This window comes from Pseudomonas sp. AB39(2026) (genome assembly GCF_059831485.1).
Window position 1 is genome coordinate 3,575,276 of the sequence record NZ_CP195212.1, and the last position, 13,803, is coordinate 3,589,078.

The 13,803-nt window shown below is 60.3% G+C and carries 12 protein-coding genes and 1 riboswitch; of the genes, 6 read left to right on the forward strand and 6 right to left on the reverse strand.

The window, feature by feature from the left end; genetic code table 11:
- Nucleotides 1–141: 141 nt before the first annotated feature.
- Nucleotides 142–774, forward strand: coding sequence for a sulfotransferase family 2 domain-containing protein (locus tag ACSAMW_RS16470; protein WP_500591201.1), 633 nt, complete (start codon nt 142–144; stop codon nt 772–774).
- Between the two features lie 92 nt (nt 775–866).
- Nucleotides 867–2,288: a bifunctional D-glycero-beta-D-manno-heptose-7-phosphate kinase/D-glycero-beta-D-manno-heptose 1-phosphate adenylyltransferase HldE gene (gene hldE / locus ACSAMW_RS16475; RefSeq protein ID WP_500591202.1), complete on the forward strand. Its 1,422-nt coding sequence runs from the start codon at nt 867–869 to the stop codon at nt 2,286–2,288.
- On the opposite strand, the gene ACSAMW_RS16480 is transcribed toward hldE, so the two are convergent.
- From ACSAMW_RS16480 to ACSAMW_RS16495, 4 genes are all read right to left on the reverse strand, one after another.
- Nucleotides 2,285–3,256, reverse strand: a complete 972-nt coding sequence (locus ACSAMW_RS16480; RefSeq protein WP_500591203.1) for a metal ABC transporter ATPase — start codon at nt 3,254–3,256, stop codon at nt 2,285–2,287. The genes hldE and ACSAMW_RS16480 overlap by 4 nt on opposite strands.
- A gap of 32 nt (nt 3,257–3,288) precedes the next feature.
- On the reverse strand, nt 3,289–4,101 hold the full coding sequence (locus ACSAMW_RS16485) for an aldo/keto reductase (RefSeq protein ID WP_500591204.1): 813 nt from the start codon (nt 4,099–4,101) through the stop codon (nt 3,289–3,291).
- Nucleotides 4,098–5,270 (reverse strand): NAD(P)/FAD-dependent oxidoreductase, encoded by a 1,173-nt coding sequence (locus tag ACSAMW_RS16490; RefSeq protein WP_500591205.1) that lies wholly within the window; start codon nt 5,268–5,270, stop codon nt 4,098–4,100. The genes ACSAMW_RS16485 and ACSAMW_RS16490 overlap by 4 nt, the downstream gene beginning before the upstream one ends.
- 77 nt (nt 5,271–5,347) lie before the next feature.
- Nucleotides 5,348–5,680 carry a DMT family transporter gene (locus ACSAMW_RS16495; protein WP_500591206.1) on the reverse strand — a complete coding sequence of 111 codons (333 nt, stop codon included), beginning with the start codon at nt 5,678–5,680 and terminating at the stop codon, nt 5,348–5,350.
- A gap of 331 nt (nt 5,681–6,011) precedes the next feature.
- Between ACSAMW_RS16495 and ACSAMW_RS16500 the strand changes: the two genes are divergently transcribed.
- Nucleotides 6,012–6,536 (forward strand): hypothetical protein, encoded by a 525-nt coding sequence (locus ACSAMW_RS16500; protein ID WP_500591207.1) that lies wholly within the window; start codon nt 6,012–6,014, stop codon nt 6,534–6,536.
- An 88-nt stretch (nt 6,537–6,624) separates the two neighbouring features.
- Nucleotides 6,625–7,908 carry a lipid IV(A) 3-deoxy-D-manno-octulosonic acid transferase gene (gene waaA, locus ACSAMW_RS16505; RefSeq protein ID WP_500591208.1) on the forward strand — a complete coding sequence of 428 codons (1,284 nt, stop codon included), beginning with the start codon at nt 6,625–6,627 and terminating at the stop codon, nt 7,906–7,908.
- A 93-nt stretch (nt 7,909–8,001) separates the two neighbouring features.
- Here the strand turns inward: waaA and ACSAMW_RS16510 are convergent, their stop codons facing one another.
- A complete protein-coding gene (locus tag ACSAMW_RS16510) occupies nt 8,002–9,441 on the reverse strand; it encodes a TolC family outer membrane protein (protein ID WP_500591209.1) in 1,440 nt (479 codons plus the stop codon).
- Nucleotides 9,442–9,552: 111 nt separating this feature from the next.
- Nucleotides 9,553–9,659, forward strand: a riboswitch (TPP riboswitch).
- Between the two features lie 138 nt (nt 9,660–9,797).
- Here ACSAMW_RS16510 and thiC point away from each other — a divergent pair.
- Nucleotides 9,798–11,684 carry a phosphomethylpyrimidine synthase ThiC gene (gene thiC, locus ACSAMW_RS16515; protein ID WP_168084965.1) on the forward strand — a complete coding sequence of 629 codons (1,887 nt, stop codon included), beginning with the start codon at nt 9,798–9,800 and terminating at the stop codon, nt 11,682–11,684.
- A gap of 58 nt (nt 11,685–11,742) precedes the next feature.
- Entirely contained in the window at nt 11,743–13,032 is a 1,290-nt protein-coding gene (gene cytX, locus ACSAMW_RS16520; RefSeq protein ID WP_500591210.1) for a putative hydroxymethylpyrimidine transporter CytX, read from the forward strand.
- Here the strand turns inward: cytX and ACSAMW_RS16525 are convergent.
- Nucleotides 12,992–13,735 carry an RsiV family protein gene (locus ACSAMW_RS16525; RefSeq protein ID WP_500591211.1) on the reverse strand — a complete coding sequence of 248 codons (744 nt, stop codon included), beginning with the start codon at nt 13,733–13,735 and terminating at the stop codon, nt 12,992–12,994. The two genes, cytX and ACSAMW_RS16525, sit on opposite strands and share 41 nt — an antisense overlap.
- Between the last annotated feature and the right edge of the window lie 68 nt (nt 13,736–13,803).

A 13,803-nucleotide genomic window follows, 5' to 3' on the forward strand; every position in this document is an offset into this window, starting at 1 on the left:
GTAAGCAACCGGACGAACCGCTAGTGTGTCCCCTGTGGCAATTTGCTACTGTCTGCTCTGGCCTGCATGGCCCTGCCAGAGGGGATACTGTCCTGTCTCACCGTGAAGTCATTACTTGTCAAAACGCTAGCTAGCCCATCAATGGGCAGCTCGTCGGGGGGCGGGCTACAGGCCCGTGGCCCACGGAGGCTACCTGAGCCCTTCCGTACCAACCGATGCCTCTTTATCAACGTGTTCGGCTGTGAAGGCGACGCGATCCATGCCGCCTTATTCGGTGCTACCAACCCCGGCCATGTGCCGCTACGGTGGTATGAGCGCACGTTTCCCGAGCATTACGCCACCAGCTTCAAGTTTGCTTTTGTGCGCGACCCTGTAGAGCGCGCTTACGTGGCCTGGGCGCGGCTAATGGAAGCTGAGCTGTTTCGGGCAGCAGAAGCGGCTACGGACATGGATGCCGATGAAGGTTTCGACCGCTTCGTGGCGCGCTGGATGACTCCTGCGACGATCCTGAATCACCCTGAATTCGCACCTCAGAGCGATTTTCTCGTGGACGCCAGAGGTGATCTCAAGCTTGATTTTCTGGGCCATTACGAAACACTGCTACGGGACTTTGGCTCACTACGGGATTTTCTGTGTATTCCCGCCGTACTGCCTTGGTCCGACACAGCCTACGAGCGTACTCCGCAGCGGGTGCGCTATGCCGTAGGCGCGTTGACCCGCAAGCGGCTACGAACGCTTTATGCGCAGGACTACGAGCTGCTGGGGTACGCCTGAGCCCTTGGAATACCCCGCCGGGCACCGAGGTTCGGGGGTTTTGCTGCCCTGTGTTACTATCGCCGCCCTGTTAACTGTAGATGGGTTGGGCCATGAAGTTGTCGATGCCGCGTTTCGATCAAGCACCTGTCTTGGTGGTCGGTGATGTGATGCTCGATCGCTATTGGCATGGCGGCACTTCCCGCATTTCGCCGGAAGCACCGGTGCCTGTGGTGCGCGTAGACCAGATCGAAGACCGCCCAGGTGGTGCAGCGAACGTGGCCTTGAACATCGCGGCCCTGGGTGCGCCGGCGTCCCTGGTGGGCGTAACCGGCGAAGACGAGGCGGCCGAAAGCCTGTCGGCCAGCCTAAGCGCTGCTGGCGTGAACACCAGGTTCCAGCGTATCAGCCACCAGCCGACTATCGTCAAGCTGCGTGTCATGAGCCGCCACCAGCAGTTGTTGCGTATCGACTTTGAAGAGCCTTTTGCTACCGACGGTGTTCAAATGAGCCAAGATGTCGAGTCGCTGCTTGCAGGCGTAAAGGTGCTGGTACTGTCCGATTACGGCAAGGGCGCCTTGCAAAACCACCAGGCCTTGATTCAGGCGGCCGTTCAGCGCGGCATCCCGGTACTAGCAGACCCAAAGGGCAAAGACTTCACGCGCTACCGCGGGGCCAGCCTGATCACGCCAAACCTGAGTGAATTCGAGGCGATCGTGGGCCGTTGTGCTGACGAAGCTGACCTGGTTGCCAAAGGCGCTTCGCTGATGGCAGAGCTGGAGTTGGGCGCATTGCTAGTGACGCGTGGCGAGCATGGCATGACGCTGCTGCGCCCGGAGCATCCTGCGCTACACCTGCCGGCGCGTGCCCGTGAAGTGTTCGACGTCACCGGTGCAGGTGATACCGTCATCTCTACCCTGGCCGCTGCCATCGCAGCAGGCGAAGCCCTTCCCCAGGCCGTGGCACTGGCCAACCTGGCGGCAGGTATCGTGGTAGGCAAGCTGGGCACGGCGGCCATTAGCGCCCCCGAGTTGCGCCGTGCCATTTCCCGTGAGCAAGGGTCCGAGCGCGGTGTACTAACCCTGGACCAGTTGCTGCTGGCCATCGAGGATGCCCGTGCGCATCACGAGAAGATCGTATTTACCAACGGTTGCTTCGATATCCTGCACGCTGGGCATGTGACCTACCTGGAGCAGGCCAGAATGCAAGGGGACCGCTTGATCGTGGCCATCAATGACGATGCATCGGTGGCCTGCCTGAAAGGACCTGGTCGCCCGATCAACAGTGTGGACCGGCGTATGGCCGTACTGGCGGGGTTAGGGGCGGTCGATTGGGTCGTCAGCTTTTCGGAAGACACCCCTGAAAACCTGCTGCGTCAGGTTAAGCCGGACGTGCTGGTCAAAGGGGGCGACTATGGCGTGGATCAGGTGGTAGGCGCCGATATCGTCAGGGAATACGGCGGCACTGTGCAAGTGCTGGGGTTGGTGGAAAACAGCTCCACCACAGCCATTGTAGAGAAGATACGCAACCGCTAAGGCTTGCCGCCTTTGCCTTTGCGCACCAGCCGCATGAACGCCTTGGCTTTGGTAGTAATGCGCTTAAGCCCGGTCTTGGGCTTGACCGGCGCGTGTATGCCCTGGCGTGCCAGCCATTCGCGCCAACGTACTCGGTCCTCACTGACCACCCAGCCTTCCTGGCGGCCGAAGCTTTCAGCCAAGTACAGGCCACGGGTAGGCGCCTTGGTCAGTCTGCCTTTACGCAAGGTATACAGTTCTGGCAACGGTGCGCCGTTTTTCAACGGGATCAGGTATAGGTCAGGGCGGCTTTTATCAAGTCGCGTAACCAGCTCCCCTTTTTCCAAGCGTTCGTCCACGTGATACAGGCTTAGGCCTTGGGCCTCCCTAGGCACTTCCAGGCGCATGTCGTAGACGAGTTGCAACGAGGCCGTGGGCAAGTGCACATAAGCACGTGGCTGTTCGATAAGGGTAAGGTTGCCACTGCGCACGGGCAGGGCTTCACCCTTGGCAGGGCTCAGTGTGAAGGGAGCTGTTTCGCGATACCGCAGTGCGGGGCTATAGGGCGTTGGCAGCCAGGTATCCTTGAAGCGGCCATTCAGCCAACCTTCTGGGGTTTCCAACAGGCATTCTTCGGCAACCTCTTGAACAGCGGTGTGAAGCGGCAAGTTTAGCTCATGTGCTGGCACATACCCGGAAATCAACTTGAGTACAACATCGCCACGGTCGACCCGCTGATGGCGCACCAGCACCCAGTATTCTAGGCCTTCCCATACCAGCGTCATGCGCACGGACACGCCTAGGTTAGCCAGTTCCACACGAAAGCGGTGCGGGTCCTCCACGGTGATGGGGCGGCGCTTTTCGAGGGTTTGGCTAAAGTTGATTGGCATGCCCACCCCCTGATAGGCAAGCCCTTCAGGGGTCGCCTCTACCGAGAGGGGCAAGGTCTTGAAATTGGCAGGGTTGTTGCGAAGAAGGGTGCGCGGCATGAACATTCCTTATTAGCGTGCCGCCACGGCCTTCAAAGAGTGTTCAGGACCTTGGCGACAGTGGCCACGTTATGGGCCAGGTGCACGGGGTTGATAGTGCCGACTATGGCGGCGGTCACGCCCGGCTGAGTAAACAGGGCTTCAAAACTCGCGCGTACCGGATCAATGCCTGGCTGCTGACATGCGTGGCCGCTGGCCAGTGCCTTTTTGATCAACAGGCCTTTGTCATGTAACGCTGCGTATTCAATGACCGGCCGTTCCGCCTGTTCGTTCAGATTGTAGGTCACCATGGCGCAGTCACCGTGCTCCAGCGCCTTGAGCCCGCCTTCCACGGTTTTCCCCGAGAAACCATAGGCGCGCAGCTTGCCTTCCTGCTTGAGCCGGGCCAGGGTTTCGTACACATCGGTGTGTTCCAAAATATGCAGGTCATTGCCGTCTGAATGCACCATTACAAGATCAATGCAGTCGGTTTCCAGCCGGCGCAAGCTGCGCTCCACAGAAAGGCGAGTGTGCTCGGCACTGAAGTCAAAGCGGGACTGATTGTTCTCGAACTCCTCCCCCACTTTGCTCACGATGACCCATTGGTCGCGCTGGCCACGCAGTAGCGGGCCCAGGCGGGTTTCGCTGTGCCCATAGGCAGGGGCGGTGTCCAGCAAATTGATGCCCAGTGCTTGCGCCTGACGCAAGAGTGCAGCAGCGGCCTGGTCGTCCGGGATGGTAAAGCCATTGGGGTATTTCACGCCCTGGTCTCGGCCAAACTTGACGGTGCCCAGGCCGAGAGGTGAGACGGCCAGGCCGGTGGCCCCCAGGGGACGGTGCAGATCATGCAGGGAAGGCAGGCTCACGGCAGTGCCTCCCAGGCAGTTTTGCCCAAAGGTGGTTGGGGGAGCTCAGGCAAAGGCATTGCAGGGCCGGGCTGGATGCCATCGCGGTTGAACGCTGCCATTACCCTGTCAGCAAAGTCGGGTGCCAGCGCCAGCTTGGTCGGCCAGCCCACCAGCAGCGGGCCATCGTCGGCAAGAAAGGCGTTGTCCGGGCGTACCAGGCCGGATTGGGCAGGTTCGGCACGGTCTACGCGCAAGGTTGCCCAGTGCACTTGGCTTAAGTCTACCCAGGGCAGCAACTGGCTGACTTCGCGGCGTGCGGCCGCGATCTGCTGCGTTTCGCTGCGAGCCACGCCCTCGGCCTCGGCCAGCTCCCCGCCCAGGTACCACACCCATTGGCCATCTGGGGCAGGGTGGGTGGTCACGGTCATGCGCGGCTTGGGGCCTCCTCCCAGGCAATGGGCGTATAGCGGCTTGAGCGCAGCGCCTTTGGCCATGACCATATGCAGCGGCCGGCGCTGCATGGCCGGCTGGCTGACACCCAAAGCGTTGAGCAACGTCTCGTTGCCCGCGCCAGCGCTCAGTACAAGCCGCTGTGTACGCACTTCCCGCCCGTCGACAAGCAGCCCTACCACCTGGCTGCCCTCACGCAGGGGTTCAAGGCGTTCAGCGGCCAGCAGGCTGCCCTGTGCCAGCTCTGCCAATCGAGCAACCAGGCTGGGCACATCCACAACCAATTCAGCCAAGCGGTAAACCTTGCCTTTGAAGGCAGGGTGTTGCAGCGCGGGTGGCAGTTGGTCACCCTTGACCGCATCCACGCGCCCACGCACCGCTTTGCTAGCGAAAAAGCTGGTGAGGTTGCCTGCCAGCGTGCCCGGGGACCACAAATAATGGGCTTCGGAGAGTAGGCGCACGCCGCGTAGGTCCAGCTCACCGGTACCGGCCAGGGCCTCACGCCAGCGGCGTGGCATGTCGGCAATGGCTTCCGAAGCGCCGGTCAGCGCGCCATGCAGGGCGTATTTGGCACCCCCGTGAATAATGCCCTGGGACTTGAGCGTCTGCCCGCCCCCAAGGCTGCCTTGCTCCACCAGTACAGTAGACCAGCCTGCCCGGCGCAGGCGTGCGTTGAGCCATAGGCCAGCGACGCCAGCGCCGACAATCAGCACATCAGTGGAAATAGGGGTGGGCATCAGTGACCTCATTGCGCAAAACAGGCCGTCAGTATACCTGTGTAGTGGTCACCGAAACCGCAAACTCGCCGCAGGGGTCAGTGGCCCGCCGTTTTCGAAAACAGCTGGATCACCACAACCCCCGCCACGATCAGCCCCATGCCGGCCATGGCCGGTACATCCAGCCGTTGCCCATAAACAAACAGCGCCGCAATGCTCACCATCACGATCCCCATACCCGCCCAGATGGCATAGGCAATGCCTACGGGAATCGAACGCACCACCAGCGTGAGCATGAAAAACGCAATGCCATAACCGATAATCACCAGTGTGAGCGGAAGCGGTGTACTGAACCCCTTGACAGCCTTCATGGACACGGTGGCGATCACTTCAGCACAGATGGCGATAGCCAGGTAGTAGTAGGCGGTCATGGCAAGTCCTTAGGGTGTTTGCAGCATTCTAAATCAAGGGGGGAGAAGAGGAGCAAGCTACGTGGTTGAGGTCGTCTCTCAGTCAAGCTAGCATAACGGGAGCGTCAAAAAGTACAGCTTGAGAGAAGATGTCAATATGGAATCGAATCATTTTTTTCTCGTTTTCTTGTTACTAAAGCAAACTCGAAAATGCCCTCTGCTCGAAGCGATGCTACCCCGACCTTGCCGACTGAAGTGGCCGCTATTATCGCAAGCGGTCGCAAAAGTACTAGTGAAATCAAGGCGGCCTTTAAAAGCGCCTCGCTTCGTCTAAGGCAGGGTTGAAAAACAGATGGCCGATGGAAGCTACAATTACATATACAAGGAGTTGGTGGAGAGTGAAGATGGCATACTGGGGATTATCGCCTATTCCCTGTATAAGCGGCAAAAAATAGAATACATCCGAAATTTCAAAGATAAGACTGGAAATAATCCTGCTGATAAAGATCTCGTCCCGTTTCATGACGTTAGTAACAGCGCATCACAGCTTGAAAGCTATAGCAATCAGGCTAGCCAGCTAGCCCAGAATTTTCTTGATATAAGCTTGAGCACTGAAGCTCAGCGTCTGGAAAAATACTATGCCGATAAGGCTAATGAAGAGATAAAGAGCGTTAGGCCTGGATTCTGGATCGGCGTCTGGCAGAGTGTCGTTGGATCCGTGGTTTTTGTTTCTTTATTGGGGTTTCTGGTGTTTTTCACGTGGAGCTTGAATCAAGGGCCAAAACAGGTGATTGAGCAGGTGTTTGATATAAAAATCATTAGCGGCACCGATGCCGAACTTGACAGTGCTCAAGTGGATAGGGCTGTTGATGGTTGATGAATAGCAGTTTTTCTAGAATATTGGCCAAAAGAAAAAACACTTGCGCTCATCAAGAGCCCTAGCACCTGGGGTACACTTCCTCGCCATGAAAAGACCCCTTTACACCCTCCTGTTTCACCTCGGTTTACCGCTGATCGCCCTGCGCTTGTGGTGGCGTGCTCGCCGGGCGCCGGCGTATGCCCAGCGCATTGGCGAGCGCTTTGGGCGCGGGTTGCCTGCCATGACGCAGGGCGGCCTTTGGGTGCATGCCGTGTCGGTGGGCGAAAGCATCGCCGCCGCGCCTTTGGTACGTGCGCTGCTGGAGCGCTACCCCCAGTTGCCGATCACCCTCACCTGCATGACGCCTACCGGTTCCGAGCGCATCAGGGCGTTGTTTGGCGACAACCCTCGCGTGCAACATTGCTACCTGCCCTATGACCTGCCGTGGGCCATGGGCCGCTTCCTCGACCATGTACGGCCCAGCCTGGGCATCATCATGGAAACCGAACTGTGGCCCAACCTGGTGGACCAGTGCACGCGGCGTGGCATTCCTGTGGCATTGGCCAATGGCCGACTCTCTGCCCGTTCTGCGCGAGGCTATGGTCGATTTGCCGGCCTGACTGGCCCTATGCTCAGGCAGATGAGCCTGCTGGCGGTGCAGACCGACACCGAGGCCCAGCGTTTTCTTGACCTGGGTGCGCGGGCTGAAACTGTCACGGTGACCGGTTCCATCAAGTACGACCTTCACCCCGACCCTTCCCTGGGGCAGCGGGCGCATGCGCTACGTGAGCAATGGCAGGCTACCCAGCGGCCGGTCTGGATCGCCGCCAGTACGCACCAAGGAGAGGACGAAGTCGTTCTCGCCGCACACCGGCAACTGTTGGCCAGCCACAGTGATGCGCTGCTGATACTGGTGCCCCGGCACCCGGAGCGCTTCGCTCAGGTAGGTGATGTAATCGAGCAGTCGGGCTTTAGCTTTGCTCACCGCTCCGCAGGCGAAGCGGTAGGGCCCGGTACACAAGTGGTGCTAGGCGACACCATGGGCGAGTTGCTGTTTCTGTATGCACTGGCCGACATTGCCTTCGTGGGGGGCAGCCTGGTAGCCAATGGCGGCCACAACCTGCTCGAACCTGCCGCCTTGAGCAAACCGGTGCTCAGTGGCCCCCACCTGTTCAATTTCCAGGACATTGCCCAGCGCCTGCAAGACGCCAAGGCGCTGGAGGTAGTAGAGAATGCCGAGCACCTGGCCGAGGCCGTGCGCAACCTGATCGAACTGCCCCAGAATGCTCGCCATAAGGGCGAAGCCGGGTTGGCTGTGATGAAAGCGAACCAGGGTGCGTTGGAGCGGTTGCTGGCAGCGGTAGGTGGGTTGGTGAAAAAACAGCGCTGACGGGGTTTGTGTTCCCGGCCTCCGCCTTCGGCTGCGACCGGTCCTACAAGATATGCCTCTATAACGCGGTGCGGCGCAATCTGCGCCCCAGGACTATTTGCGGTTTGGCTTGAGCAGGGCTTGCGCCTGGGCCTGAAGGTCTGGTGGCAAGAAGTCCTTGTCCGGGTTGTAGTCCGGCTTGAGGTACTGCCCCAGGTCTTGCAAGTCCTGAGGGCTCAGGGTCCCGGCAGCCTGTTTCAATCGCAGGTTGTCCAGGATGTAGTCGTAGCGGCTGTTGTTGTAGTCCCGTACCGAGGCATACAGCTGGCGTTGGGCGTCCAGTACATCCACGATGTTGCGGGTGCCCACCTGGTAGCCGATTTCCGTGGCCTCCACGGCGCTCTGGTTGGAAATGATCGACTGCTTGCGCGCGCCCACCAGTTCCACGTCCGTGTTGACCGCGCGATGCAGGTTGCGGGTGTTCTCTACCACCTGGCGGCGCAGGCCTTCGCGGCGGTATTCGCTCTGGCTGAAACGCTGATAGGCCTCACGTACCTGGGAGCTGGTCAGGCCACCACTGTACAGCGGAACCTCCAGGCGCAAACCAATGGTGCGCCGCTCCACATCGCCGCCGTACTCCAGCCCGTTGATACCGGTCGGGTTGCTCAACTGGAAATTGTCGTTGTCGCCCTTTTCGTATTGGGCGATGGCGTCCAGGGTAGGAGCATGCCCGGCCTTGCGCTGACGCAGTGTCTGCTCGGCGGCATCCACGGCAAAGTTGCTGGCCTGCAACTGTAGGTTCTGCTGTGACGCCGTATCCACCCAGGCGCGGGCGTCATTAGGCAACGGCGGCAGTATGGGCAGGGTATGCACTACACCCTGAATCGCGTTGTATTCCCGGTTGGTAAGGGTGATAAGGGCCTGGAAGGCATCCGCCACCTGGCGTTCGGCCAGGCTGCGGTTGGCGCGCGCGGTATCGTAGCTGGCTTGGGACTGCAGCTCGTCGGTCTTGTCGGTAAGGCCTACGTTGAAGCGTTCCTTGGACTGGTCCAGTTGCCGGCGCAAGGCATTTTCTTCTGCACGTGCCGTGGCCAGGCCATCCTGGGCGCGCAGCACGGCAAAATACCGCTCGGCGGTTTGCAGGATAAGGTTCTGCTCGGTGTACGACAGTTCCAGCCCCGCCTGCTCATCGGTAGCCTTTGCAGCCTTGAGCTGGAACCAGCGGTCTGCTCGGAAAATCGGCTGGCTAAGGCTTGCACGATAGGACGTGCCACTGCGGCTGGCCGTTCTGGCGGGTTGCTCCAGGGCCAGGCGAGTGTCGTTCACATCGGCGCCCGCGGACAGGTTCGGCAACAGCCCAGCGCGGGCCTGGGGTACGGCTTCCTGGCGCGCTGCGAAGTCTGCACGCGACGCCGCCAGGTCTGTATTGTTCTCGGTCGCCTGCTGGTACACGCTCATCAGGTCATTCTGGCTGGCCAACGGTGCGGTGGCCGCATAAGCGCCCAAAGCCTGCAAGCCCACCATCCCCACTGCCACCCGTATTGCGCGAAACATAGTCAATCCTTTGTTATTAAGCCCACTGCAATCTGGCCTGTCAGACCTGCGCCATGGAAGTATTATCCATGAGCGGTTGGCGTTACCACTGCTATGTGGCTATGCTTTGCATCGTTCTTGTCGGGGTGCCCCAAGCGAGGGGCTGAGATCGGATAATTCCGGATCCCGTTGAACCTGATCAGGTTGATGCCTGCGTAGGGAACAAGATTTCTCGCTTCCCGGCGAGTCCTCTTTGTGCTCGGTCCGGGATGTCGTTTGCGAAAACGCCTCTTTCCGCTCCAGCACAGCTTCGCTGCCACAGGTCCATTGCGCCCCAGGTTCGCCCCGACGTTCCTTTGCCTGGCTGGAGCACCTGTATGAGCGATCAGAAAAACAACGTATCTCACCTCAGTGAATCGGCCCAGGTCGATCAGCAGTCCGTCCAACCCTTGCCACGGTCCCGCAAGGTGTACGTTCAGGGTTCTCGACCGGACATCCGTGTGCCCATGCGCGAAATCAGCCTCGACGCCACACCCACGGACTTTGGCGGTGAAATCAACCCGCCGGTGGTGGTGTATGACACGTCGGGCCCCTATACCGACCCCACCGCCCGCATCGATGTACGCAAAGGCCTGGCCGATGTACGTTCGGGCTGGATCGATGACCGGGGCGACACCGAACGCCTTCCAGGCCTGAGCTCCAGTTTTGGGCAGCAGCGCCTGGCAGATGCCGAATTGACCAAGCTGCGCTTCGCCCACGTGCGCAACCCGCGCCGCGCCAAGGCAGGCGCCAACGTGAGCCAGATGCACTATGCCCGGCAAGGCATCATCACCGCCGAGATGGAATACGTCGCCATCCGGGAGAACATGAAGCTGCAGGAAGCCCGGGCAGCCGGCCTGCTGACCGACCAACACCCCGGTCACAGTTTCGGCGCCAGCATTCCCAAGGAAATCACGCCCGAGTTCGTGCGCGATGAAGTGGCCCGCGGCCGGGCGATCATCCCTGCCAACATCAACCATACAGAGCTGGAGCCGATGATCATCGGGCGCAACTTCCTGGTGAAGATCAATGGCAACATCGGCAACAGCGCGCTGGGGTCGTCCATTGAAGAGGAAGTGGCCAAGCTCACCTGGGGCATCCGCTGGGGGTCGGACACCGTCATGGACCTGTCCACCGGCAAGCATATCCATGAAACCCGTGAATGGATCATCCGCAACTCGCCAGTGCCTATCGGCACCGTGCCCATCTACCAGGCCTTGGAAAAAGTAGGCGGTGTGGCCGAAGACCTCACCTGGGAGCTGTTCCGTGACACGCTGATCGAACAGGCGGAGCAGGGCGTGGACTACTTCACCATCCACGCCGGGGTATTGCTGCGCTATGTGCCTCTGACCGCCAAGCGCGTGACCGGCATTGTCAGCCGTGGCGGTTCGATCATGGCCAAGTGGTGCCTGGCCCATCACCAGGAGAACTTCCTGTACACGCATTTCGATGAAATCTGCGAAATCATGAAGGCCTATGACGTGAGCTTCTCTCTGGGCGACGGCCTGCGCCCCGGTTCCATTGCCGATGCCAACGACGCAGCCCAGTTTGGCGAACTGGAAACCCTGGGCGAGTTGACCAAGATCGCCTGGAAACACGACGTGCAGTGCATGATCGAAGGGCCGGGCCATGTGCCCATGCAGTTGATCAAAGAGAACATGGACAAGCAGCTGGAATGCTGCGACGAGGCGCCGTTCTATACCCTCGGCCCACTGACCACGGACATTGCCCCTGGTTACGACCACATCACGTCTGGCATTGGCGCGGCGATGATCGGCTGGTTCGGCTGCGCCATGCTCTGTTACGTCACCCCCAAGGAACACCTGGGGCTACCCAACAAGGATGATGTGAAAACCGGGATCATCACCTACAAGATCGCTGCCCACGCCGCCGACCTGGCCAAGGGGCACCCTGGGGCGCAGATCCGTGACAATGCCCTGTCGAAGGCGCGCTTCGAATTCCGCTGGCAGGACCAGTTCAACCTGGGGCTGGACCCGGATACTGCACGGGCGTACCACGACGAAACCCTGCCGAAGGAGTCAGCCAAGGTGGCGCATTTCTGCTCCATGTGCGGGCCGAAGTTCTGCTCCATGAAAATCACCCAGGAGGTCCGCGAGTACGCCGCGAACCAGATTCCCAGCGTGGAGGTAAACGCTGAGGAGGGGATGCGCCAGCAGGCCCAGCGGTTCAAGGCCGAAGGCAGCCAGCTGTACCACAAGCTTTGAAGCCCTGCGCGCCTGGCTAAGCCGGGCGCTCGTTTATCTTGCTGCGAGAGCCTGCCCCTTGACTCACTATTCGCCTGACCTTCCTGTTGCACCTGAGCATCGTGTATTCGGTGCCCGTGATCTGTTTACCCTGTGGTTCTCTCTGGGCGTCGGCCTGATGGTCTTGCAGACCGGCGCTTTGTTGGCACCGGGCCTTGGCCTGGCCCACGGCGTGCTGGCCATTGTGCTGGGCACGGCGGTGGGGGTGCTGCTGCTGGCTGCCGTAGCGGTGATTGGCGCCGATACGGGCCTGTCAGCCATGGCGTCGCTCAAAACCAGCCTGGGCCGCCAAGGCGTGATGCTCCCCACGCTGCTCAACCTGTTGCAGTTGATAGGGTGGGGGGCATTCGAGCTGATCGTGATGCGCGATGCGGCCAGCCTGTTGGCCACCACACACTGGGGTGAAGCCAGCCCATTGGCCAACCCGCTGCTCTGGACTCTCGCCTTCGGTGCCTTGGCCACGCTACTGGCTGTGGGCGGCCCGCTCACCTTTGTGCGTCGTGTGTTGCGCAAGTGGGGTATCTGGCTGCTGCTGGCGGCCTGCCTGTGGCTAACCTGGAACCTGTTTGCCAAGGCCGACCTGGCCGCACTCTGGGTGCGCACAGGGGATGGCTCCTTGAGTTTGGCCGTAGGGTTCGACATCGCAATCGCCATGCCGCTGTCCTGGCTGCCGCTGATTGCCGACTACTCCCGTTTTGGCCGGTCGGCACGTCAGGTATTCACGGGTACGGCCTTGGGCTTCCTGCTGGGCAATGTCTGGCTGATGGGCCTGGGAGTGGCTTATACCTTGGCGTTCGCGCCCAGCGGGGAAACCAATGCATTGCTGCTGGCGCTGGCCGGGGCAGGCCTGGGCATTCCGCTTCTGTTGATCCTGCTGGACGAGTCTGAGAATGCGTTTGCCGATATTCATTCAGCAGCGGTTTCTACGGGCCTGCTGGTGCGGCTTAAGGTCGAACACCTGGCGGTGATGGTGGGCGTGGCCTGTACCCTCATCGCGGCGTTCGCACCGCTGGCCCAGTACCAGAATTTCCTGCTGCTGATCGGCTCGGTATTCGCGCCACTGTTCGGCGTGGTGCTGGTGGACCACTACCTGCTGCGCCAGCGTCGTGTGGCAGGCACCTGCCCGGCGTGGCGTGCCCCAGCAGTGATGGCGTGGGTAGCGGGGATTGCGCTGTACCACTTTTTGGCCCGTTACTGGCCAGACGTGGGCGCCACGCTACCATCTTTGGTCATGGCAGGGGCGCTGCACGGGGGGATGTCAAAAGTGCTCAGCGGCGTGGGCGCAGTTCCGGCCGAATCACACCGTTGAGCCGGGCATAGGGGATTTTTAGCTCGACGTGGCCCATGGCGTACGGCGCAATGCTATAAACATTGTATTTGAGCACCACGGCATCGGACGCCAGGGCGATGTTGTCAGTACGCTGGAACGGCCAGTTCTTGATGAATTCAGCGTCCTGGTCCAGCTTGGACGCGATCAGCCAGCCCCGGTGCGCTTCCTGGGCGGCCAGCCAAAAGGTGGCTTCCTGGCCTGGCACTACCATATCAGCCAGGGTCAGTGCCTTATGTTGCTCACGTGACCACGTAATGAACCCGCGGCCCGGCATGCCATGGGCACCACCGGTGTCCAGGTAGCTGGACAGTTCCACAATCACCAGCCCGTCATGCTGTTCCCTTACCTTGGCTTGCAGGTAGGTGGCGTTGCCTGTTTGTGCCCTGCCCAGAAACTGTTGCTCGTAGGCCGGCAACGACGTAGTAGGCGCAACATCTGGATTGTCCTGGGTCATCTGGACCAAGCGTTGCTGTACAAGCGTATCCAGTGCAGGCTCATCGGGAAAATGCACGGTGTCCAGGTTTACCAGCGGGCAGTCTGCTGTGGTACAACCGGGCTTGATGTGTTCCCAGGCCTCATGCTCGGTTTTGAGCGGTTTGTCGTAATTGGGTTGAAAAAGGCTTTGGCAGGCGCCAAGACTCAACGCTAGAAGCGCCAGCGCTGAAATTTTCAAGGGTGACATGGAAATCCCTGGCGATGATGAAGTCGGGGTTGGACTATAAACGCTAAGGCGAGTTCGCCATAGGCTGA

What these genes read in the sequence shown, in the direction of transcription:
- ACSAMW_RS16490 (WP_500591205.1), bottom strand. Translation starts at nt 5,270, where the DNA reads ATGCCCACCCCTATTTCCACTGATGTGCTGATTGTCGGCGCTGGCGTC.
- ACSAMW_RS16510 (WP_500591209.1), bottom strand. Translation starts at nt 9,441, where the DNA reads ATGTTTCGCGCAATACGGGTGGCAGTGGGGATGGTGGGCTTGCAGGCT.
- ACSAMW_RS16495 (WP_500591206.1), bottom strand. Translation starts at nt 5,680, where the DNA reads ATGACCGCCTACTACTACCTGGCTATCGCCATCTGTGCTGAAGTGATC.
- ACSAMW_RS16470 (WP_500591201.1), top strand. Translation starts at nt 142, where the DNA reads ATGGGCAGCTCGTCGGGGGGCGGGCTACAGGCCCGTGGCCCACGGAGG.
- ACSAMW_RS16525 (WP_500591211.1), bottom strand. Translation starts at nt 13,735, where the DNA reads ATGTCACCCTTGAAAATTTCAGCGCTGGCGCTTCTAGCGTTGAGTCTT.
- hldE (WP_500591202.1), top strand. Translation starts at nt 867, where the DNA reads ATGAAGTTGTCGATGCCGCGTTTCGATCAAGCACCTGTCTTGGTGGTC.
- thiC (WP_168084965.1), top strand. Translation starts at nt 9,798, where the DNA reads ATGAGCGATCAGAAAAACAACGTATCTCACCTCAGTGAATCGGCCCAG.
- ACSAMW_RS16500 (WP_500591207.1), top strand. Translation starts at nt 6,012, where the DNA reads ATGGCCGATGGAAGCTACAATTACATATACAAGGAGTTGGTGGAGAGT.
- ACSAMW_RS16480 (WP_500591203.1), bottom strand. Translation starts at nt 3,256, where the DNA reads ATGCCGCGCACCCTTCTTCGCAACAACCCTGCCAATTTCAAGACCTTG.
- waaA (WP_500591208.1), top strand. Translation starts at nt 6,625, where the DNA reads ATGAAAAGACCCCTTTACACCCTCCTGTTTCACCTCGGTTTACCGCTG.